At 48.4% G+C, this 22,048-nt stretch carries 25 protein-coding genes and 1 other annotated feature; of the genes, 15 read left to right on the top strand and 10 right to left on the bottom strand.

Annotated features, from left to right (window positions below; genetic code table 11):
- The first annotated feature begins 97 nt into the window (after positions 1 to 97).
- A complete protein-coding gene (locus KNQ03_RS06535) occupies positions 98 to 754 on the top strand; it encodes a response regulator transcription factor (protein ID WP_214723927.1) in 657 nt (218 codons plus the stop codon).
- The gene (locus KNQ03_RS06530; protein WP_214723925.1) at positions 751 to 2,016 is read left to right on the top strand and encodes a HAMP domain-containing sensor histidine kinase; all 1,266 of its coding nucleotides are present in this window, start codon (positions 751 to 753) and stop codon (positions 2,014 to 2,016) included. The genes KNQ03_RS06535 and KNQ03_RS06530 overlap by 4 nt, the downstream gene beginning before the upstream one ends.
- A 258-nt stretch (positions 2,017 to 2,274) precedes the next feature.
- On the opposite strand, the gene KNQ03_RS06525 is transcribed toward KNQ03_RS06530, so the two are convergent.
- Complete coding sequence (locus tag KNQ03_RS06525; RefSeq protein WP_023469278.1) at positions 2,275 to 2,778, bottom strand: hypothetical protein; 504 nt, start codon at positions 2,776 to 2,778, stop codon at positions 2,275 to 2,277.
- Between the two features lie 137 nt (positions 2,779 to 2,915).
- Here KNQ03_RS06525 and KNQ03_RS06520 point away from each other — a divergent pair, with 137 nt between their 5' ends.
- The 6 genes from KNQ03_RS06520 (at position 2,916) to KNQ03_RS06495 (ending at position 9,385) form a co-directional block, all read left to right on the top strand.
- Positions 2,916 to 3,398, top strand: coding sequence for a hypothetical protein (locus tag KNQ03_RS06520; RefSeq protein WP_064299397.1), 483 nt, complete (start codon positions 2,916 to 2,918; stop codon positions 3,396 to 3,398).
- Between the two features lie 63 nt (positions 3,399 to 3,461).
- Positions 3,462 to 4,292, top strand: coding sequence for a GNAT family N-acetyltransferase (locus tag KNQ03_RS06515; RefSeq protein WP_064299398.1), 831 nt, complete (start codon positions 3,462 to 3,464; stop codon positions 4,290 to 4,292).
- Positions 4,293 to 4,579: 287 nt separating this feature from the next.
- The gene (locus tag KNQ03_RS06510; RefSeq protein WP_064299399.1) at positions 4,580 to 4,972 is read left to right on the top strand and encodes a hypothetical protein; all 393 of its coding nucleotides are present in this window, start codon (positions 4,580 to 4,582) and stop codon (positions 4,970 to 4,972) included.
- A 62-nt stretch (positions 4,973 to 5,034) separates the two neighbouring features.
- Positions 5,035 to 5,272, top strand: a binding site (T-box leader).
- 98 nt (positions 5,273 to 5,370) lie between these two features.
- Positions 5,371 to 6,879, top strand: a complete 1,509-nt coding sequence (locus KNQ03_RS06505) for a peptide ABC transporter substrate-binding protein (protein WP_214723923.1) — start codon at positions 5,371 to 5,373, stop codon at positions 6,877 to 6,879.
- A gap of 164 nt (positions 6,880 to 7,043) precedes the next feature.
- Positions 7,044 to 8,327: a methyl-accepting chemotaxis protein gene (locus tag KNQ03_RS06500; RefSeq protein WP_214723921.1), complete on the top strand. Its 1,284-nt coding sequence runs from the start codon at positions 7,044 to 7,046 to the stop codon at positions 8,325 to 8,327.
- Between the two features lie 215 nt (positions 8,328 to 8,542).
- Positions 8,543 to 9,385, top strand: coding sequence for a flagellin N-terminal helical domain-containing protein (locus tag KNQ03_RS06495; RefSeq protein ID WP_214723919.1), 843 nt, complete (start codon positions 8,543 to 8,545; stop codon positions 9,383 to 9,385).
- 398 nt (positions 9,386 to 9,783) lie between these two features.
- On the opposite strand, the gene KNQ03_RS06490 is transcribed toward KNQ03_RS06495, so the two are convergent.
- Entirely contained in the window at positions 9,784 to 10,617 is an 834-nt protein-coding gene (locus KNQ03_RS06490) for an endonuclease (protein ID WP_251140240.1), read from the bottom strand.
- A 128-nt stretch (positions 10,618 to 10,745) separates the two neighbouring features.
- Here KNQ03_RS06490 and KNQ03_RS06485 point away from each other — a divergent pair, with 128 nt between their 5' ends.
- The 5 genes from KNQ03_RS06485 to KNQ03_RS06465 are packed head-to-tail and all read left to right on the top strand — an operon-like array spanning position 10,746 to position 13,629.
- Complete coding sequence (locus tag KNQ03_RS06485) at positions 10,746 to 11,102, top strand: flagellar protein FlaG (RefSeq protein WP_149427783.1); 357 nt, start codon at positions 10,746 to 10,748, stop codon at positions 11,100 to 11,102.
- A gap of 17 nt (positions 11,103 to 11,119) precedes the next feature.
- Positions 11,120 to 12,691 (top strand): flagellar filament capping protein FliD, encoded by a 1,572-nt coding sequence (fliD, locus tag KNQ03_RS06480; protein WP_149427782.1) that lies wholly within the window; start codon positions 11,120 to 11,122, stop codon positions 12,689 to 12,691.
- Positions 12,692 to 12,706: 15 nt separating this feature from the next.
- The gene (gene fliS / locus KNQ03_RS06475; RefSeq protein WP_056063022.1) at positions 12,707 to 13,075 is read left to right on the top strand and encodes a flagellar export chaperone FliS; all 369 of its coding nucleotides are present in this window, start codon (positions 12,707 to 12,709) and stop codon (positions 13,073 to 13,075) included.
- Positions 13,072 to 13,425 (top strand): hypothetical protein, encoded by a 354-nt coding sequence (locus tag KNQ03_RS06470; RefSeq protein ID WP_029342509.1) that lies wholly within the window; start codon positions 13,072 to 13,074, stop codon positions 13,423 to 13,425. Before fliS ends, KNQ03_RS06470 begins: the two co-directional genes overlap by 4 nt.
- Before the next feature lie 27 nt (positions 13,426 to 13,452).
- Positions 13,453 to 13,629 (top strand): hypothetical protein, encoded by a 177-nt coding sequence (locus KNQ03_RS06465; RefSeq protein ID WP_167507588.1) that lies wholly within the window; start codon positions 13,453 to 13,455, stop codon positions 13,627 to 13,629.
- Between the two features lie 49 nt (positions 13,630 to 13,678).
- On the opposite strand, the gene KNQ03_RS06460 is transcribed toward KNQ03_RS06465, so the two are convergent.
- The 8 genes from KNQ03_RS06460 to KNQ03_RS06425 form a co-directional block, all read right to left on the bottom strand.
- The gene (locus KNQ03_RS06460; protein WP_214723917.1) at positions 13,679 to 15,418 is read right to left on the bottom strand and encodes a sensor domain-containing diguanylate cyclase; all 1,740 of its coding nucleotides are present in this window, start codon (positions 15,416 to 15,418) and stop codon (positions 13,679 to 13,681) included.
- A gap of 87 nt (positions 15,419 to 15,505) precedes the next feature.
- Positions 15,506 to 16,168 (bottom strand): DUF2225 domain-containing protein, encoded by a 663-nt coding sequence (locus KNQ03_RS06455; RefSeq protein ID WP_064299405.1) that lies wholly within the window; start codon positions 16,166 to 16,168, stop codon positions 15,506 to 15,508.
- 24 nt (positions 16,169 to 16,192) lie between these two features.
- Entirely contained in the window at positions 16,193 to 16,633 is a 441-nt protein-coding gene (locus tag KNQ03_RS06450; protein WP_149427780.1) for a YaaR family protein, read from the bottom strand.
- Between the two features lie 13 nt (positions 16,634 to 16,646).
- Positions 16,647 to 17,537, bottom strand: coding sequence for a flagellin N-terminal helical domain-containing protein (locus tag KNQ03_RS06445; RefSeq protein WP_149427779.1), 891 nt, complete (start codon positions 17,535 to 17,537; stop codon positions 16,647 to 16,649).
- Positions 17,534 to 17,926, bottom strand: a complete 393-nt coding sequence (locus KNQ03_RS06440) for a flagellar export chaperone FliS (RefSeq protein ID WP_214723915.1) — start codon at positions 17,924 to 17,926, stop codon at positions 17,534 to 17,536. The genes KNQ03_RS06445 and KNQ03_RS06440 overlap by 4 nt, the downstream gene beginning before the upstream one ends.
- Positions 17,923 to 18,213, bottom strand: a complete 291-nt coding sequence (locus KNQ03_RS06435; protein ID WP_029342503.1) for an EscU/YscU/HrcU family type III secretion system export apparatus switch protein — start codon at positions 18,211 to 18,213, stop codon at positions 17,923 to 17,925. The genes KNQ03_RS06440 and KNQ03_RS06435 overlap by 4 nt, the downstream gene beginning before the upstream one ends.
- Before the next feature lie 15 nt (positions 18,214 to 18,228).
- Complete coding sequence (locus KNQ03_RS06430) at positions 18,229 to 20,082, bottom strand: hypothetical protein (RefSeq protein WP_149427777.1); 1,854 nt, start codon at positions 20,080 to 20,082, stop codon at positions 18,229 to 18,231.
- A 108-nt stretch (positions 20,083 to 20,190) separates the two neighbouring features.
- Positions 20,191 to 20,697 (bottom strand): competence protein ComK, encoded by a 507-nt coding sequence (locus KNQ03_RS06425; protein WP_029342501.1) that lies wholly within the window; start codon positions 20,695 to 20,697, stop codon positions 20,191 to 20,193.
- A 251-nt stretch (positions 20,698 to 20,948) separates the two neighbouring features.
- Between KNQ03_RS06425 and KNQ03_RS06420 the strand changes: the two genes are divergently transcribed.
- Together KNQ03_RS06420 and hpf are read left to right on the top strand one after the other, a co-directional pair.
- Positions 20,949 to 21,149 (top strand): cold shock domain-containing protein, encoded by a 201-nt coding sequence (locus tag KNQ03_RS06420; protein WP_023469248.1) that lies wholly within the window; start codon positions 20,949 to 20,951, stop codon positions 21,147 to 21,149.
- Positions 21,150 to 21,428: 279 nt separating this feature from the next.
- Positions 21,429 to 21,992, top strand: coding sequence for a ribosome hibernation-promoting factor, HPF/YfiA family (gene hpf, locus KNQ03_RS06415; RefSeq protein ID WP_023469247.1), 564 nt, complete (start codon positions 21,429 to 21,431; stop codon positions 21,990 to 21,992).
- Positions 21,993 to 22,048 lie beyond the last annotated feature (56 nt).

Below are 22,048 nucleotides of genomic sequence, written 5' to 3'. Positions count from 1 at the left end.
GGGTCACGAAAGAGAAGTTGTGAGGAAGTTGCAAAGAAACTGCGAAGAAAGGCAAATGTAGGCAAAAAGGCGCTACACTAAGAGTGGAGGGATGACCATGAACGTACTATTGATTGAAGATGAACAAAAATTAGCGCAGGTGACGGCACGTTTCCTTCGGCACCATGCGTATGAGGTGACGATTGCCGGTTCGTTAGCAGAGGCGAAACAGTGCCTGACGAGAGCGTTTGATGCCGTTTTGATCGACGTCCGCTTACCGGACGGGGACGGTTGGTCACTTGTACCAAGTATCAAATCACAAGTTCAGCCACCGGTCGTCTTCATGATGACATCACGCGGCGAGGCCGATGATCGCGTCTTCGGACTCGAACTCGGTGCCGATGACTATCTCGTCAAACCGGTCGTCCTGAAAGAATTGACGATCCGGCTTGAACGGGCACTTAAAGTCCGTCCGGTCGCTCGCCATGCGTTCGGTGACTTGACGATCGATGAGAAGGGACGCCAAGTCAAAACAGGTGAGCGGGCGATCAGTCTCGCAAAAATGGAATTCGAACTGTTGCTTTACTTCATCGAACACCTCGGGGAGGCACTGAGTCGGGATCAGATTCTTGATGACGTCTGGGGGTACGCGTTTGGTGGCGATACCCGGACCGTTGATACACACGTTAAACAATTACGGGATAAGTTACCTGTCATTAAACAACAATTGAAGACGGTCCACCGGGTCGGCTATCGATTGGAGGCGATTGAATGAAACGGCGTCCTTTGATACGTAAGTTCTTATACGCTGTCGTCGGTCCGCTGCTCGTGATGGGGATCCTCAGTTTCGTCTTGACGGCGTTTCTCGTCAATCGATTCGCAGAAGGCGAACGGTACGATCAACTCGCCCGGGAAGCGAACATCATTAAACAAGCGCTTGAAGCCGACACGCCGATACCGCGTGATATTCAAGGGTTTTTGACGACCGACGGGTTGACGCAACGGATTGGGGCGCGCGGACCGGCGGGGCGGTTGCCACTTCTTGATAATCTCAAGAAGGAAGATGTCATTGAAGTGCAAAATGAACGGTTGCTGACGTATCAGTTGACGGTTGACGGAACGCGCATCACGACGGTCCGACAAGCACCACTGGCGAGTAGTGCGCTGAGTGGTGTTTATCTCGCGATCGGACTCGCGTTACTCGTGACCCTATTACTCGCATCGTTACTCGCTTACTATATGGGACGACACCTGACACGACCGATCGTCACGCTTCGATCCGTTGCTCAAAAGATTGGTGCTGGCGAAACGGACGTCGTCCTGCCGGCGCGACCGAAGGATGAAGTCGGGGAGTTGATTGACGCGGTCGACGAGATGCAGACGCAACTCAAACAGAAGGATCATCTACAGAAGACGTTCATTGCCGGCATCACCCATGACTTGCGGACGCCGCTCGCGATCATTCGAAACGAGACCGAGGCACTGGCAGCAGGTGTCATTCCCGTCGCTGAACTGCCCGACGTGACGACGAGCATCATCGAGGAGACGGATCGACTCGGTCATCTGATTGATGAGACGTTGCTTTATTCGAAGCTTGCTGGTGGACGGATGCCGCTAGAAAGGACAGATGTGGCACTCGATGAACTCGTGTCGATGACGAATGAACGCCTGCGCGGGACGTTCACGCAAGCAGGGCTGACGCTTACGACCGAGCTGCAACCGGTTAGGCAGTCACTTGATCCACGCATGTTCGAACGCGTCTTGATCAACTTCCTGATGAACGCCCGTTTTGCTTCACCAGTCGGCGGGACGGTCACCGTTCGCTTAACGCATGACGAATTGACAGTTGAAGATGAAGGCGCGGGAGTTCAGGCAGAAGACCGAGCGACGATCTGGGACGTCTACGTCAAACAAGAAGGCAGTGCCGGACATGGACTGGGTCTTGCGATCAGTCGGATGATTCTTGATAGTCATCAATTCGACTATGGTGTTCGCGACCGAAGTGGTGGAGGAGCGGTGTTCTACGTTCGGTTTTGATGGGGTAGAATGATAGAGGATTCTGACGAACGATTCCGTCATCCTTGCTTTCCACAGGCGGGAGTAAGCCGCGGCATCTTGCACTCCGTGCCATCTGCCGGGTCTTACTAGTCCCTGACGAAAGTGCTATTGGCACTTTCTTTTCCTGTAGGAGTCGCGGATGAGCTACTTCGTTCTGGAATAGGCACACGAAAAAGGAGAACAGCTTCCGTATCACACAGAAGCTGTTCTCCTATTAATGTTGGTAAAAGTTAAAGATCATTCGCCTTCGTTCGCATGAACGAGACTTGGTTTGACGAGAGTATAGAACTCATCGCTCATCCCGACACGGCTACCCATTTGGCACGCGAGTTCGAGTGTTTCCTTATAGAAGTTCGCGACGAGATCGTGGTTCTTGATGTGCTCGTCTTGCATCGCCTTTTTGACCCCAAGGACGACTTTATCGATTTGCTCATCGGCATCATTGCGGACCGGCACGACGTTTTCCGGAAGATCGACTTCCTTGTCGTGTCCGTTGAAGCGGAACGATGCACCGAATCCGAGGTGCTCGAGGAAGAAGTGCGGTAACAGTTTACTAGCGAAGAACTGATGCCATTCCGTCTCTTTCATCGCTTCCATGTCACGCTTGAACGACGTCGTTGCGAGTGCATAACGATCGTGTGTATCCTTCATGAACTTCTCGAGGATCGGAACCTGCATTGCAAACGCATTCTTGAGCAAGTTATCGAGCTGTTCTTGCGTTAATTGTTCTTGTTCAGTCATCGCTTTAACCCCATTTCGTTTCGTTATCCCTATCGTAAGAAATTTAGACAATTCCGTCAAATCTTTTTCGAGAATAGAGTTTACCTATTTCACAAAAGGGAATCCATTACTATCGATCATTTTAAGGGGGAGTCAGCATGAAACGAATCGCAATGACAGGAGTCTTACTCGGAGCATGTCTGACTCCGGTGACGGGTTTTGCTGCAAGCAACGTGACATATAGTAAAGGGGTCGTCGCGAACGAATCGTTCGGCTATACAGTCAAGACGACGGACGCGTTAAAAAAGGCGATCCAACAAGATAAAGTCGAACTTGTCAAAAACAAGACGGTCAAATCGAAATACGGTGTTGTCACGCGAAGTGGTACGTTCGCCTTTTATTATAAAGTCAAAGGCGCGGATCAGTTGCTCGTCAATTTGAACTACGAGCCGAAGAAGCTCTCGAAAAAACAGTTCGACCGTGAAATCGGATATGGTACATATCTCGGGACGAAAGGTAGCAAAACGTACTACTACGTCTTACCGACGGAAGCCGTCAAAGGTGCTGTCGGTAAAAAAGCGATCGAGAACTTGATCGTCAAGGACGTCCCGCAGATGATGAAGACATTTAAACTGCAATGAGCACTAGCTTTTGCTAGTGCTTCTTTTGTTCGTTCGGTATAGTTGAAAATGAGGTGAATGAATATGGAATGGAACGTCACAGACGTCAAACAAACAACAGATGTATTACAACTCGAAAAATGTGTCAACGATCATGATGGCATTGAATTAAAGGTCGCAGCCGATTGGGTCGGCGAGAACGATTTCGCAATCTATGATGGCGAGCAATTGATTGGATATTTACAAGCATTCGCGTACTTACCGACGGAGTGGGAATTGAATGTCTTCGTTGATCCGGATTACCGAAAACAAGGCATCTTCACAGCACTCGTTGAAGCGGCACGTGCGCAGGCAACGGAAGCAGGCGTCGAAGCATTCACGTTCGTCATTGACGATGCAAGTGAGTCAGGTCAAGCTGTCCTCGAAGGGTTAGGTGCTGAGTACCGGATGACGGAGTACAACATGATCTTGAAAAAGGCGCAGTTGTTCTTAAAAGCCGATCCTGATTTCGAATTACGCGAAGCGACAGCAGACGACCGTCCGTTCATCGTCGAGACGCTTGGTAAATCGTTCGGGAACACGGACGAAGAAGCAGAGTCGATCTATCAAGCGATTGAATCTGACGACCGGATTACGTTCATCGGTGTCGCAAACGGCAAACCGGTCGGCGTCATCCGTGCTTATCTTGCTTCCGATACACAAGCGAGCATCCATGCGTTCGCGGTTCGTCCGGAAGCGCAAGGTAATGGTTACGGGAAGAAGATGCTGAAGCTGATGGTTCAAGCATTGTTCCGGACAGGTCGGACACAACTCGAGCTTGACGTCGAGACGGATAACGACCGGGCACTTGATCTTTATAAAGAGGCAGGATTCGTCGTCCATCGTGGCTATCAGTTCCACGTGTTGGCGGTTTAAAATAATGAGCGATTGACGGATATTCCAGTGCATGCTGGACACTCAAGGTGCTCCACTCCTACAGGAAAAAGCGCAGTTGCGCTGTCAGAGACAAACAAGACCCGGCTTTTTGCTTGAAGCGAAAGAGTCGCGGCTTGTGTCTCGCCTGAGGAAAGGGAGCAAGACTTGAGTACATTCGTCGATTGCTTTTTTTATGATTACTATTACAGAAACTAAACAAAAACGTTGGAACCTTTTCTGCAATCCGTCGTATACTAGACATATGGAAAAAAAGAGGAGGCGACGTCATGGAGAGTCGACAGGATTCATTGCGGACGTTGAAGTGGGTATCAGGTGGAATGGAAGCGGTGCTCGGGATTCCGCTTCTAGGTGGTTCAATCGTTATTTTCTCAGGTTACAATGCCCTGTGGTTGATGCTGGCGTTTCACATCGTCGTCGTCGTATTGACGGCACGTGCCGGAAATGTCTCAAAAGGGAACATCGTTGGGATCGTCGCATCAACGGTCGGTGTCATTCCGGTCGTCGGGATGTTCTTACACATGGCAGCAGCAATCACGATTCTCGTGGACGCAGCACTCAGTAACCGAATCGTTACACGAACACATGTCAAACACGTCGAACCGATTCGACCACGTCCGGTCCGTCGGGAACAAGAAAAACAAGAAGACCATCCGTTCTGAGTTTTTTTCGTTGACAGCGAAAAACAAGCCGTGTAAAGTAAACAACAAGTTAAGCCATATCAATTACATCGACGACGCGGAGTAAGTATCGTCAACACTGCCGACCAAGCGAGTCAGGAATGGTGAGAGCCTGACACGGTAAGCTGAACGAGAATGGACCGCTGAGAGCCTGTTGAACCTTCGAGTAGACAGGACGGTTGCCCCCGTTACTGGGCTAGCTGGTTGTTGGACCAGCGACAAGTGGAGACGATTTTTCGTCTCAATCAGAGGTGGCACCGCGCGGATACAGGCGTCCTCTATGCATTAGCTGTTAGCTATGCGTAGAGGACGCCTTTTGTTGTACGTCAAGGTATGCCGAATCATCCAACGCTCATCATATTTCTCAGGAGGCATTACACATGAAAAAGACATTGATCGCAGCGGCGAGTACGGCAGTCCTATTAGCAGGATGTGCAACGACAGAACCAGCAGAAGACAAACAAGCGGACAAAAAAGTCCTGCATACGATGGAGAGTTACGACCTCCTGTCGGTTGACCCGGCAGATGCCATCACATCAAACATCTTCAATCAAATCTACGAAGGACTCTATCGCTTCGACGCGAACAACGAACTTGTTCCGGCGGCAGCGAAATCACATAGCGTGTCTGAAGACGGAAAAGTCTATACGTTCAAGCTTGACCCGAATGCGAAATGGTCGGACGGAAAGCCCGTCACAGCAGAGCACTTCCGTTATGCATTTGAGCGCGTCATCAAAACGAACTCACCGTTCGCTTACTTGCTCGAGCCAGTCGAAAAAACGACAGCGGTCGACGACGAGACACTTCGAATTGAACTGAAACGCCCGACACCATACTTCCTCAGCATGACGACGTTCGGCACGTACATGCCGGTCCGGGAAGATATCGTCAAAGCAGAAGGCGACCAGTTCGGAACAGATCCAAAGACGAACGTCTACAACGGACCGTTCACATTCAAAAAATATCAAGCCGAACAAGGCTATACACTCGCGAAAAACGCTGAGTACGCAGACCGGAAGAACGTCAAAATCGACGAAGTCGACGTCAAAATCATCAAGGATCCGATGCTTGCGATCAACTTGTTCGAGTCCGGTGAACTCGATGTCGCACCACTCAACTCGGAGAACGTCGTGACGTACAAGGATCAAAAAGAGTACAACACGTTCAGCGATTCACGGATGTTCTTCATCCGGATGAACGAAAAAACGGATGCTTTGAAGGATAAAGAAACACGCCAAGCGATCGACGCGGCATATGATAAAAAAGCGATGACAGAAACGTTACTCGGGAACGGATCACTTCCTGCTGACTACATCGTGCCGAAAGAACTTGATCCGAAATACGATGGTGCGCGTCAAATCGAATCGTCATATGATGTAACAGCGGCAAACAAAGTGCTGGCAAAGCAAAATCTTGAATTGACGATGTTGATCGAAGACGATGACGTCTCGAAAAAAATCGGTGAGTACATCCAAGGCGCGTTGAAGAAACAGAACGTCGACGTCAAATTGTTGTCACTACCGAAGAAAGAACGTCTCGCACGTGAAGGACGAGGGGACTACGATCTGTCACTTGCAAGCTGGGCACCAGACTATCAAGATGCGACGACATACCTGAACTTGTTCACGACCGGTAACCCGTTCAACATGATGGACTACTCGAACAAACAGTATGACCGTCTCTTGAAACAGGCTGAAAGTGAGCTCGATCAAGACAAACGTCTTGCGTTACTCAGTAAAGCAGAAAGCCTGTTGCTCGACGATCAGGCAATCTCACCGGTCTACCAACGAAAGAATGCTTTCTTGCAAAACACGGAAGTCAAAAATCTCGCCCGTCATAATGTCGGAACGGATATTTCGTATAAGTATGTTGAGATCGAGCGGAAATAAGAAAGAGAGAGTGATGGACGATTTGATCCATCACTCTTTTTGATGTGTTTTTGTCATTTCACTGGGAATCGTTTTTGCAAATCGGGTCAACTGACTTAAAACGGTTCCAAAAGAAACCGATAGAGAGGACGGTGAAAAAAGATACAGGAAAGGGAGTTTCGGTTATGCGTAAATTACGAAGCAACTTGAAAGTACGGTTATTCTTTTGGGTCTTGGCGATCTCAGTCATCACGATCGGCATCTCAGCTCAGCTCGTGCTCTATCTCCACCGTGGACTTGATGTCACGGATACGAACGCAATCTGGATTGGAGCAGGGATTGGCATATTGTTATCGTTGATAGGGACGTCGTTGACGCAATTGATCTTACGTCAACCGATCAAAGCGATCGAAAAGGCAACAGAGACGGCGCGCGAAGTCGCGAACGGCAACTTCAACGTCGATTTTGAGGAAGCGAAGCGCGGGGATGAAGTCGACCAATTGATGCATGAACTCGAAGTCATGGTTCTACATATCCGCAAACAGGCGACACAGATGGGCAGTTCAAGCGATAAGCTGACAGCGTCCGCGCAAGAAATCGCAGCAGCAGTCCAGGAAGGTAATGCATCAGGTGAGAGTATTCGTTCAGCGATGGCAGAGCTATCAGCGAAGATGAACGAAAATGTCGATCAAGCCTACTTGTCGATGGATGCGCTTGGTGCCGTCAAACGGACGATGGATGAAGTCGCAAAAGAGATGAACGAAGCCTTGAAATCAGCGACGGTCATGCAGACGGAAGCCCAGAACGGGAAGACGCTCGCGACAGATTCTGTTGAGGCAATGCACATGATTTCGAAGAAGATGGAACAGTCGGCGACACTTAATGGTCGCTTGACGGATATGACAGGTGAGATCTCACGGATCACCGATGTCATTAGTGACATCTCAGCACAGACGAACTTGCTCAGTTTGAATGCATCGATTGAAGCGGCACGCGCAGGTGAAGCAGGACGTGGATTTGCCGTCGTTGCAGCAGAAGTTAAGAAGCTCGCGGAACAGACAGCGACATCCGCAAAAGAAATTACGGATTTGATTTCTGGTGTCAAGCGTCTTGTCAATGATACAGCGAATGCAATGACCGATGTTCAAAGTGAAGTCGCGACAGGAGTTGGACTCGTCGAACAAGCAGGATCGTCGTTCGAAGAGATTCATCATTCAACAGAGAACGTCTATTCACGAGTGAAATCAGTTGACCAACTCGTCGTCAAATCGGATCAAGAGATCGACCAGGTCGGCTTAACGACAGCAAATATCCTTGCGATGGTCGAGGAAGCATCGAAGCATGCAGAACAAGTCTTGCAGGCGTCGAGTCATCAAGCGGCGTCACTCGGTGAAGTCAATGGAGCGATGGAAGAATTGGTTGCCGTAGCTGAACAATTACAAGAAGAGACGGGTGCAACGCGTCTCTAAACTATGAGAAAATCGTACGTCCAAACCGGATGTACGATTTTTTTTGCATTTTTTTGAAGAAAGCTGTTAAACATTTCGAACGGACGACGATATATAAGGTGGAAGCAGTCATCGACTAATTCTACCGTGTCACCCTTGGGCCGGCCAGGGGACACATCTCGGAGAAGACGGATCTTCAAAGAGACAAAAAACTTATCCTATGGAGGGAAATTACAATGATTATCAATCACAACATTACAGCTCTTAACACACACAACAAGTTGTCTGCAGCTTCTGCAGCGCAAGGAAAATCAATGGAGAAACTCGCTTCAGGTCTTCGCATCAACAAAGCAGGAGATGATGCAGCTGGTCTTGCAATCTCTGAAAAAATGCGTGGACAAGTTCGTGGACTTGACCAAGCTTCACGTAACGCACAAGATGGTATCTCATTGATTCAAACAGCTGAAGGTGCATTAAACGAAACACATGATATTCTTCAACGGATGCGTGAATTAGCGACTCAATCTGCCAACGATACTAACACACTTACTGATCGTGAAGAGTTACAAAAAGAATTTACTCAGTTAGCAAAAGAAACTACACGTATTGCTAAAACTACTGAGTTTAACACTCAAAAATTACTTGATGGTTCAGATACTGACGGTAAAGTATTCCAGATTGGTGCGAATGAATCACAAAACCTCACATTGATCATCGGTAACATGGATGCAACTGCACTTGCAGTTGGTACGGGAACAGATGAAGCTTCAACAGTTGGTATTGACATCACTACTCAGACTGGTGCTAACACAGCCATCACTACAGTAAACGATGCGATTGAAACAGTTTCAGCTGAGCGTTCTAAACTTGGTGCTACTCAAAACCGTTTAGAGCACACAATTAACAACCTTAAAACATCTTCTGAAAACCTAACAGCGGCTGAATCACGCGTTCGTGACGTTGATATGGCGAAAGAAATGATGAACCAAACAAAGAACTCGATTCTTGCGCAAGCTGCACAAGCAATGTTGGCTCAATCGAATCAGACACCGCAGGGCGTTCTCCAACTCCTTCGATGATTGATTCTACCGGGCGTCTAATCTGGCAACGGGTTAGATCATGACTGGGTGAATTGCTGGAACTCCTGAGAGCCTTAATGTACGACAACGTGGCTGGAAACGGCGGGCGTGAACGTTTTGAAAAACATCGAGGATTGGACAATCAGCAGCCAAGCACCTGTAGGGAAACCTTGGTGAAGGTTCAACGACTAGGATAGACGACCTAATGGACTTGTCCGATGGTTATGAAATCCGTACTCCGTAAACGGCGGGGGAAGTGCCCAGCTCCTTGAACTTTAGGGATGAAGATATAGTCTTATCATTAGCGAAAGCTAATGCGCGTAGCAAGCGAACCAACAGCCGCAAGGCGTTCTCCAATTACTCCGTTAATCGTAATTGGCACATATCGATTGTTCAGGTCACGGACTCGTTCCGTGACCTTTTTTAATGGCATTGAGTTTGGCGTAGATTGACCATGTCGATCGATTTAAGCGTTGAGCGATTTCTGATATAGGAACTTCGTTTGACATGTCATTCAGCAATTGCTCTATTTCTAGTGGACTAAAGTACCGATTTGGCATTGCGCTTAAGACTTTTACATGTGGGTGATCCTGTTGTATTTGTTTCAATCGAATTTTCCAATCGAGTTTATACGAAAAGTCAGGTAACTCATTTACATAGGGTGTCAAATAATCAAGAAACTGCATCGTGTCTTCAAAACGAGTTGTTCGCAAGAAATATCCGGAGCCATTCGACGTTTTGGCTACTCTGAAATAGAGTCGGAAATTATGATTTAGCCATTCACAAAGCAGAGTCAGTGACTGTTTTGAAAAAGACTGAAGGTAAAGTGCGATTGTAGGAGAAGCAATCAGTTGTTGTTTTGATGTAAGGCGTTTTGAGACAATTAGTGAGCCGTCATCAAGATAGAGGGTCAATAAGAAAAGCGGATGATTACATAAGGAGAGTAAGGCGAAAGGAATATCTTTTTGATCAGATGGATAAAAGTAAGGATAAAGTTCCGTAAATAAAGGAAGGGAGCGTGACACTAAGTTGTTTTGACGAATGTATAGCAAATCAGGAAGTTGTTGTCGCTTCCATTCCCGATAAAATCGCTGTGACTCTCCAAAGTGTTCGCGATAACTATTGTTCTTTCGCCTAGAACTTGAATAACACTTTGTGATTTCTCCATCTCCTAGAATACTAGCTAATAGAATAGCTTGTTGTTGTGACGATAGATTGTTTAGCAACAGCATTATCATACCTCCTTTTTATAGAAACATACGTTCTTTTTACCCTGAAATCACGTTCCTTAAATTAATACTTATAAAATATCTAATTCAGCCGATATACTACATAGAGAACAAATAAGGAGTGACCGACTATGAATTCCATTAATACGGAAATTCGCCTTCATCTGCCTTCGAACGTCCTGCCGTACGAAGCGACACGCAATGTGTTTGTGGAAGCGAATCAGGAAGCGCTAGCAGAAGAAGGAGTCGTTGTCCTACCGACACCGCAACACATCACGAAACTTGAGACGGCGATGGAGCAGGCGAATGTAAAACTTGAACTGCAACGGACAGGACTTAAATTCGTCAAACATGAAAAATTAAACGAATATTACATTCAAGTCGTCGATACGAATAATAACGTCGTGCAAGAAATCCCAAGTAAAAAAGAACTCGATTTCTTTGCGGCATTCATGGAATTTAATCAATTAATCGATAAACGGATTTAACAGAAAGGACTGATTGGATGGCAGGGATTCGACTAAGTGGTCTTGCGAGTGGGATTGATACGGAAACGATGATTAAACAATTGATGCAGGCGGAGCGAGCACCGGTTGATCGTTTATCGCAAAAGAAACAGACGTTGACATGGCAACGTGATGCGTACAGAGAGATGAATCGGGCATTGCTTGATTTTCGGACAGCTGCAAGTGACATGTTATTATCAAAGAATTATCAATCGAAAACGGTCACGAGCTCGAATCCGACGGCGTTGACGGTGACGGCGAGTCCAACAGCGTCAACTGGCAGTGTGACGATTGACAGTATTAGTCAACTCGCGAGTGCTGCATCCGTAACACTCATTGCGGCAAGCGGAAAGAAGAGTGATGCAACTCTTGAAGAAAGTGGACTGTTCACGAAAGATGCGAATGGCAAAATCAATGTCCAAATCAATACATTTGATGCAACGGGCGTAGCGGTGACGGAGACACTGCAACTGGACGCAACACAAAAAATCTCTGACTTAACAGCAGCGATCAACGGTAAAACCAGTCTTGGAATGAATGCCGTCTTCAACGATTTAACAGGAAAACTGGTCTTAACGAAAACGAGTACCGGTAACTTAAACACCGCGGGAGCGGAAATCTCGATCGTCGATGCATCAGATAATACTGCGAAGGTTAATTCACAAGACAGCACATTCGGTCGTGAAGGACAGAATGCGAAGTACACGATTGGTGGACAAGAACTCGAACAGACAACGAACACGTTCACGCAAAACGGACTGACAATCACGTTAAATAATGTCTCGACGACAGCGACGACGATTAATACGACACTCGATACACAGAAAAACTTTGATTCGATTAAGAACTTCGTCGATAAATACAACGATGTCATCGATAAAATGAACAAAAAGGTTCGTGAGGAGAAGTATCGTGATTTCCAACCATTGACGAATGCGCAAAGGAAAGAACTAAGTGAGGACGAAGTCAAAAAATGGGAAGAAAAAGCAATGAGCGGTGTTCTCAAGAATGATAGCTACTTGCAGGACGGGCTGAATCAGTTTAGGAGTGCAATCTCGTCAAAGGTCGATACGGGTTACTCGTATACGTCAGGTACGGATACAATTCAACTCCGGTACATGTCGCAAATCGGGATCACTTCAACGAGTGACTTTCGTGACGGTGGAAAGCTAAAAATAGATGAGACGAAATTGAAGAAGATGCTTGAAGAACAGCCGGAAGGTGTCTTTAAACTATTCACAGCTGATGCGCCGGAACCGACGAAAGATGGGCAAGGTAACACCGTTCCAAACCCAAATGGACTGGACGGATTCGTGCGTCAGATTCAAGGATTTGCGACGACACTTCGTGATAAGATTTCTGGCGTCGCTGGACGTGACGGAGCGGTAGCGACGACGTATCGACTCGGAAAATCACTCGCTGATCTCGATAAGAGTATGTTGTCGTGGGAAGACAAGTTGAAACGAAAAGAAGACAGTTACTATCGCCGATTCGCGGCGATGGAACAAGCAATGAATCAAGCGAACAGTCAATCGGCGACGCTTGCCGGTTATCTCGGACAAGGACAATAAAAAGGAGGAAACGCGATGAACCCTTATGCGACGTATCAGACGAACTCGGTAACGACGGCGTTACCTCAAGATTTAACGTTGATGTTATACGAAGGCTTGATTAAATTCTCAATGCTCGCAAAACGAGCGATCGAACAGAAGATGATTGAACAAAAAAATACGAATATCCAAAAAGCACAAGCAATCATTACCGAATTGCAATTGACGTTGAATCAATCGATCGCCTTATCAAAGGATTTGAACAGTCTGTATGACTACATGCAAACACGGCTGATTGATGCCAACGTAAAAAATGATTTGGTTGCAATTGACGAAGTGATCGGTTTTGCCGAGGAGTTCCGCGAGACGTGGAAAGAAGCGATGAAACTCGCACGGCAACGATGAGTCCGCTCGATCCGCTTCGCCTGAAGACGAAACGATTGATTGAATTACTTGATCAAACGCCGAATGAAGAGACGTATGATGAATGGATCGAGAAGATTCAAGGTCTGCTGAACGAACGAGAAGCATTCATCGCGGCACACTCGAATCTGCTAGCCGGTGCCAACCAAGCCGTCATCCAGGAACTCGTCGCTGATAGTCGAAAAATCGACTTGAAATTATCAGCAGAAACGGCTAAATTAGGGGTACAAATCAGTCAGTTGCGTCAGACGCAAACGAGTCGTAAATCGTACGTTGATCCGTATGAGGAAGTCGATCATAGTTTTTCACCGTATTTTGATTCTCGTCAGTAACTTTCTTGTGTGAGGGAGGGATCTTTCGTGACCAAGCGGGAAGACAAGAAACGTTCGGTACCGCAGCCGTATTTCCAATCGGATGGCTCGTACGATCAGTTCATTGAACCGGACGTTGAATCGGAATCATGGGAAGAGTTCGAACGCCCTGTCTCCGATGCGCCAGATGCTTATGAAGAAGAAAAATATCGTCGTGAGTCGTAAGCTCACTAAAAATGCCCTGTCCATTTCCATGGATAGGGCATTTTGCCGTTCATTTAAAGCGGTAGGCGTTCTTCTCTTCCTGCTTGACGGTGTACATCGCTTCGTCGGCGCGAATTAAGAGCAGACTCGTCGTCCGACCATCCTCGGGATAACGAGCGATGCCGATTGACGGCGTGACCTGCATCGCAGTAGCGTCAAAGAAGAAGGGATCGTTCAAGCGAAGGAGGACATTCTCAGCGTAGGTGATCGTCTCTGCGCGACTGCGAGCGAGGAAAACGATGAATTCATCTCCACCGAGGCGCGCCGCTAAATCATCCTGTATTAAATCAAGTTGCAAGCGCCGTGCTGTCTCCTGCAAGACATAATCGCCGGCGTCATGCCCATAGCGGTCATTAATCTGCTTAAAGCCGTCAAGGTCGATGAATAGTAGTGATCCTTCGGTTAAGGTTGCGAGCTGCGCTCCAAGGTGATCCTCGAAATACCGGCGATTCGGAAGTGCCGTCAAGGCGTCGTGATAACCGAGCTCCTGGAGCCATTTTTCTTGCGATAAGGCTTCCGTCAAATCGGACAGAATGACGTAAAGATCTGCTTCACCCGGAATCGGAATCAACGTCACTTCGAATGTCCGTCCGTCGACGGGACGCATCAAGAGTTGTTTTTCACCAGTCTCAAGTTTCAGAAATGCCGCAATCAATTGATCGACTAACGCATCAGGAACATACCCGTGCGGGAAGTAACGTTCTGCTGCCGGATTCATCGCTTTCTCATGCCCATTGCCGTCGAAACGAATGATCGGTTGTGGGTGGGCGAGGAACAGGCGGCGGTACTCTTCCTTCCGGAGTTCGAGTTGTGTTGTATGGCGGTCGATCCGGTGTGTCAAATCGACTTCGAACGTCTCGAGTTCCGTTAGTAACTGACGATTGAGACGTTCGGAGAAAAACTGCCGGAACGTAAACAACGAGAACAAAATGATCAGGGTCGGGAAGTAGACATCCTGCGCCATCGGGAGGAACGTGATGCCTGTCATCAGAACAAGCAAACTAATATACGGCAAATACGGTCGCCCGAGTCGATCGCGTGCCGGTTGCTTTGGTGGGACATCTTTGAAATAGACAGCTAGTTCATGCAAACTGACCGCATAAAGCGGGAAGAAGCAAGCAGCGAACGTCAACTCATCACGAACGAAGAACGTATAATAACCGAAGTTCGCCAAGATGAATACCATCATCGCGCGGATCAGTCGTCTGTGTGCTGGTCCACGAAGTCCTGTCGCATATAAGACCAGAAAGAAGAACAACTGCGCAATAAAACTAATCGCGTAGCCGAGCATGGCAACGAACTCGATGTCGGAGCGAGCGAACGTCGGTACATGTTGCAATATGACCGTGTAACCGAAGACGAAGACCATCCCGAATAAGAGGATACCGTCGACGTAGAGAAGCCGCGCATGACGGATCGATGACCAGTCGATCAATCGGGAAAAGGCGATGGCCGTCAACATTAAAAAGGCGGTCAATGTCAGGTTCGCAGCAGAGTCGACTTCCGGTGGGTGCGGAAAGAAGGTCAGGATAAAGTTGATCCAGAGACCACTTGCGAACAAGAGAATCGCGATGCCGACCGAACGTTCCGGGTGTTTCGGAAAGAACCAACGCCTTGCTTTAACAGCGACGAACGTCACAGCAAGTAGCGTCGCAAGAACGGCAATTATTGGAACGAATGGTGTTCTGCTAACGAGTAACATCACCCCATAGGTGATGAGTAAATAAAGAAGCGGTAACGTCGGTCGCATCGCGGACCTCCTTTCCTGAAGCGGTGTGTTGGCTCCTTTCGACGAGTGGGGAAAAAAATCCTTGTTGCGTCTATTGACGAACAAGGATCAATCCTGCTCTTGCACCCATTCCCAGTGGGTTCGTGCGTCTTTTTTAACTTTGTCGGTCGCCGTTTGACTTTGGAACAAACGGCTGTACCATAAACGGGCATGTTCTTTGTCTTTTGTCACAGCATATAAATCAGCAATCCGAAGCCATAGAACATCTTCTGGAATACCACTTTCTTTAACGGATGTGTAATTTTCGTAAAGCGAGACATACTTCTCGATTGCTCGGTTGGCCCAGAGTTGTTCTTCCGCTGATTGACCGGTCAAACGATGCAACCAGGATAGACGAACTCCGAGCATCGCTTGGATCGCTGGTTTTTGCTCCGTCACTTGAGCCGTGTAGAGGCAAAGCTTATAGAGCTGAATTGCCTGCTCGATCGTCCGCTCCGTCCCGGCAAATGGTAAGACAGGAAGCGTCGGCAGGATGTGATCTTGTAAGGTCGCCCGAACGTCTGGTGATAACTTTCCGAACGACTCGTGGAAGAAGAACCGACAATGACTACACTGAACCGGTTCATAGAGATAGACGTTGACGCCTTGATGACGGATGAAGCCATCAAAGTCCGTCGAAGCGACACGGATATGCCGCGACAGGACTCGTTTCGTTTCTGTCGTCTTCAGGCAGAAGGGGCAGGTACATTTTTTTAGATATAGGTCTGGCATGTGGAGGAACTCCTCTAATTTGAATTAAACGAAAACGTTGACGAGCATCCCTTTGATTTCGCCGATTTGGTCGAGGATATCGAGACGGCGCGACTCACCAGAGATGACGGTATTCGTCAACTGGAGGAGCTTTGCATCGACTTGTTCGACGACTTTATAGATTTTCGTCCGACCGCGGCGATTAAAGCCACGCTTTTCTTCAAGTTGTTGCGATTGGTCGAGGGCATCTTTTAGGAAATCCTTAATCTTTTCTTTGTAGCTTTCGAGATGTTCGATCGTCTGGCTCTCAGCGAGCAATTGTCCGTGTTCTTCGACGAGCGCGAGCTTTTGTTGCAGGCGCTCGTAACCTTTGTGGTCCCGTTTCTCTTGCATCAAGGCAGAGAAGGTCGTCGACGCTTCGACTTCACGCGGACCACCCTTTAAGGACTGGAGTCGTTGCGTTTCTTGGATGCGGCGGATATCCATCGGGTCTGCCTCCTTAGTTGAGTAATTGTAAGACGCCTTGCGGCAAGGCGTTCGCTTGAGCGATCATTGCCATCCCCGATTGGTTAAGGATGTTGTATTTCGCATATTCCATCATCTCACGCGCCATATCAGTATCGCGAATCCGTGATTCCGACGCTGTTAAGTTCTCGACGCTGACACTGAGGACGGATGATGTTGCTTCGAACCGGTTCTGGATTGCCCCGAGTTGTGCCCGTTGCTGGGAGATCGTATCGATTGCTTTCGTATACTGGCTGATCGCGTCATTCGCGTCCGTTGCCGTCATGACGCTAAGGGCATACTCGGGTGCATCACCACTCGGGAAATCAAGCGGACGGATTGACGGATCAGCTTGTGTCGTTGAACTGACACCAATCGCGAGGGCTTGCATGTCGTTAATCGTGATCGAGATGCCTTCGTTGGCTCCCGCATTCGTTTGGATGAACAGGGCACTGTCGGCATCGTTGAACTTGCCGCTCAACAATTCTTTGCCGTTGAACTGCGTCGTCTTCGCGATCCGCGAGACTTCGTTCGTCAACTGGTTGATCTCTTCTTGAATTGCTGTCCGGTCTTCTGTCGCGAGTGTGCTGTTACCAGCTTGGACGGCGAGTTCGCGCATCCGTTGCAACAGATTATGCGTTTCACTCAAGCCGCCTTCAGCCGTCTGAATCATCGAGACACCATCGAGGACATTCTGTTCCGCTTTATCAAGTGCCTTCAAGCGATTACGCATCTTCTCCGAGATCGCGAGACCAGCTGCATCATCCGCACCCCGGTTGATCTTCTGACCGCTCGATAGTTTATCCATCGTCGTCTTGACGTTCGCCTGGTTGATGCTGAGGTTGCGATAAGCCTTCAAGGCTTGGACGTTATTCGTGATTCTCATTCGTATTCCATCCCTTCGTATCGTTGATGATGTGCGGCGCGCACGAGTGGTCGATCGACGGTCTGCGCCGCTTGCCAAGTGACGCGTAAGTCTTCTGCCAGTTCGAGTAGTTCGTCTAAGATACTTGGTGTCTTATAGACGTGTAACGTCTGCTCGGCAAGATAGTGGTAGATGGCATCGAGTTGTGCGGTGATGATGCCACCGTCGTCGTGTAACCCTGCCTGCAGTTTGTCGAGTAACTGATAGGCTTTTTGTAAACGTTCGTTGACTTCGTCAAAGCGGATCGCGTCACGCGCAATCGTGGCGCGATCATATTGTAGGACGAGCCCCGTCAGCATGACTTCCGTCAGCTGTTGCGGGGTCATCGCGTAGAGTTCTTGTTCTGTCATGTTTGCCGTCCTTTCGCGTTGTCGAGTTCTTCGATCAATAAGAGCAGTTCTGCCATCACGTCGTACAGTTGCGGGGGAATCGCTGTTCCGAGATCAAGATCAAGTAAGTGACCGAGCAGTGACGTATCGTGTTCGATCGCGACACCGTTTGCTCGTGCTTCTTGTAGGATTCGATCGGCGGCTTGTCCGCTGGCCCGAGCGACGACGACCGGTGCTTGACCGGATGCTTCATCGTAGCGGAGGACGGCAGCGGTCTTGCGTCCGGTTAAATCGATTTTCTGATACATAACGGTCTCTCCTTTTTAGATACGATAGTCGTAGCCACGCGGTATCTCGTCTTGTTTGACGGTCTCCGTCACTTGCTCGCGCGTGAACGGACGGAACTGGATTCGGACGTCTTGGTAACCGGTCGCTTGCAAGGCATCCGTCGTTCGGTCGAGGAACGGGGTCGCCAGTTGTTCAAGAACTGGGAAATCATTTTCAATCGTGATCTGCATCTTTCGGTTGACGGTCTCAACGCGGACACCGATTTCACCGAGGCGCGGCGTATTGAGCTGGACATACAACGTATTGTTTTCCCAGTCGATCACTTCGTCCGGACGTTTATTTTGCAAGTGAACGTGGAGTCCTGCCGTCGCTTCGACGAGTTGGACCGGTAACGCCAGGAGAATCTGGTTCAACTGTTGCTGGCTGTCCGGTTTATTGACTTGCTGTTGTGCTGCGAGGAACGTCTGCAATTTGGCGGCTTCCGGATTCGCTGCCGGCGTACTGAGTTTCAGTTCCGCTGTCTGGAGCTGAAGCGTCTTTTGGACGGTCTCCTGCAAAAGGCGTGGACTGTTCTGTTGCGGCTCATACGGAACAGCTTTTGTTGCTACTTGCGCTGGTAACGCTGGTGCTTGCGGTGGTAATCCTTGCATCTCCGGTAAGTAAGTCGGACGAATGTTTGCTGGCGCATAACGGAAGGCTTCAAAGGCGATCCGGACTTCCTGTAAGACGGCTTTTACTTCCGTCCCTCGTCCGAGTAGTGCTAGTTCTGCGCCCCGTTCAAGTTTCGATAAGAAATGGATCAACTGTTTTTCGTCTTTCATCGATGTATGCAGTAAAGCGTCCGTTTGTTGGAAGACTTGTTTTAAGCGTTGCGCCGTGCTCTCGATGACGGCGACCATCTGGACAGGACGCGTCTCAACGAGTGGTTCGATCTGGCGAAGTTGCGAGACGATCGTTCGTTGTTGGCTCTTGAAATCATTCGTGATCTCAGCGAGCCGTGGCGTCACTTCGCGGACAAGCGTCAAGGCAGAGCGGACCGGAGCCGATTGCGCTGCTTGAGCTTCCGGTTGACTTGCCCGTGCTGTCAGACCAATTAATTGCTCGCGGACGCTCGTCTTCGGCTCAAGCGGCGCTTGCGGGAAGTAGGGCGTCAGCTGTTTGCGGACTGTTTCGACATCGCCTCGTTCGAGCGTAGCGACGAGTGCTGGGCGTTTCTCTGCTGGTAGGTGTTCGATGTATTGCCGGATATGGAGTGGCGATGCTGTCTCGATCTCGCGTTGCGTTGGCAGGGTGACGCGGGCGACATCAAGCGCGACAGCTTTTTCGAACGTCGGCTGCTCCTTTAAGGCGTCGCGTTCCGGCAGGACGTCCGGATAATCTTCCGTCGTTGCGAGGAGACTTGCGATCAAGACGTCGGCGTCTGCTGGCAATGTCATGTCTGGTCGCGACACGAGTTCGAGTGCTAAGTCCTTGTATGTCCCCTGCAGTGCTGTCACGAGCTGGGCGACGATTTCCGGTGTCTGCGGCAGTTGACCGCTTGCGAGTAACTTTGCGACGGCCTGTTTCAGTTCCGCTGGTACGCCTTCAAGTAAGGCAGGATCGACGTTTGAGGGAACGGACAGGACAGGTGGCGTCTCTGCGTCCGGTGTCGCTGGAGTCAACCGTTCGATCAAGTAACCTTCTGCGGTCTGTCCTTTGACCTTGAACTGGAAATCACCTGTCGGGACGTCGCCCGTGAAGGTCATCTCGATCTTATCCCGACCGACCTGGACGAGAGCCGTATGTGGACCGGTCTTCTCAAGGACCGTTCCTTTATAGGTCTTCGTCTCCGAAAGCGGCGTCTGACCAGGGGATTGCGCCGGACGTGCCGGGTTCAATTGGATGTTCATCGAGAAGCCTCCTTGTTTTTTAAAACTGTCATCTCATTATATATCGGTAGAAACCAAAAAGGATTGAGCGAATTCATCGCCCAACCCTGATTTTTTTACGGTCACTGCTTAAGATTTGATTGCATTAAAGCGTTCCTCTAATGTCATCGCGTTCAATTGTTGATAACGAGCCATCAGCTCGCCAGTTGCTTTCATTTGGTTGCGGACGATGTAAGGAGAGGCGTTTACGGGAAGGATCATGCCATTACGAGTCTTGAGCTTCGTCTGTCCGTCTTCCTCGATGACTTCGGACATGTGGCTCCAAGCGTACCACTCGCAATCATCACGTTTCGGTGATTTCGTTGGGAAAAACACGAGGCCAAGTGTCGGTTCAATGACGACTGGGACTTTTCCTTTTACAGATGCGACACGTTTTGCTGTCACGATGCGTTCCTCGATGGAACTGTTGTATTGCCTGCAGGAAAGCTGCAGTAGTTGATACGGCCGAAGCGGTGTCATGATGGTCGAGCCATCCTCGAGTACGATGATGGATTGCTTCATCATGTCGTAGCACGGGAGAATCGCCACCGTCCGTTTCGTGATTCGATACTTTTCGTCATTATGGAATGGTCGCATTCGACTACATCCTCCTTAAGATAGGACAATGGATAAAATAGGTAATTACTAACGATATAATACAATAATACAACTGTAATGACAACGTAATTTTTTGAAATATAGACCAATAAGTAGGGAATATTATTCATTTTTCTGAATGAATTCAAATTAATCAGAATTTTTAATTGTAAATAATTCCTTCTTTTGATAGACTAAGCCGTAGAGAGCTTGCTCTCGAACTCTGGTTTGCGAAGGGAACGTGAATTCGAATGGAACAAGGTAAAGTAAAATGGTTTAATGCTGAAAAGGGTTATGGTTTCATCGAGACGTCTGACGCGAAAGACGTATTCGTACACTTCTCAGCGATTCAAGTCGATGGTTACAAATCACTTGAAGAAGGCGAAGAAGTGGAATTTGAAATCGTTGAAGGCGATCGTGGTCCACAAGCTGCGAACGTTTCAAAGATCTAATCCAATAGCAGCCGCCACCGTTTTTAGGCTATTCGCCTAAAAGCGGTTTTTGTTTTGAGTTCGAATAAAACGGGTATATACGTTAACATCAACATGCTTCAATATTATCGTACGCTAAGAACAGATGGGAACGTTCATGAGAATGTCATCGTTTTCATGGTCTTCCTTCACTTATCGTGCTATAATAAAAACGAACCAAAGAATTTCGAATATTCAGAAGGAAACGACTGAATCATCTCGAATTCATAGGTTCAACCGGTTACTTAAGGAGGAGTTTACATGATCTACAACATTCGCGGTGAAAACTTGGACGTCACAGATGCTCTCAAGGATTACGTCGAGAAAAAGCTTGAAAAGTTAACTCGTTATTTTACAACTCCTACGGAAGCGCAAACGGCTTATGTCAATCTCAAAGTCAACAATGAGAAGCAAAAAGTCGAAGTGACGATTCCAATGCCAAACCTCTTGCTCCGTGCAGAGGACATCAATGGCGATATGTATGCAGCGATCGACCTCGTCGTCGATAAGCTCGAACGTCAGATCCGGAAACACAAAACAAAGTTGAACCGGAGAGGGCGCGCTAAAGAAGGCGGCATCGGAGAGTACTTCAAAACGCTCGAAGGACCGGAAGCGGAAGCGCCTGTCTATGAAGAGGACGAGGCAGAACTCGAACTCGTTCGGACGAAGCGTTTCACACTCAAACCAATGGATACGGAAGAAGCAATTCTTCAGATGGACATGCTCGGACACGCATTCTTCGTCTTCTCAGACGCAGAAACGGGCAACACGAACGTCGTCTACCGTCGTAAGGATGGTCGTTACGGTTTGATTGAACCAGAATAATGAATACAACAGGGACTCGCTCTTACGGGCGGGTCCCTTTTTGATATGATGAAAAA

This window comes from Exiguobacterium sp. s143 (assembly GCF_018618895.1).
Classification (GTDB): Bacteria; Bacillota; Bacilli; order Exiguobacteriales; family Exiguobacteriaceae; genus Exiguobacterium_A; species Exiguobacterium_A abrahamii.
This window is presented reverse-complemented; position numbering and strand designations above follow the sequence as displayed.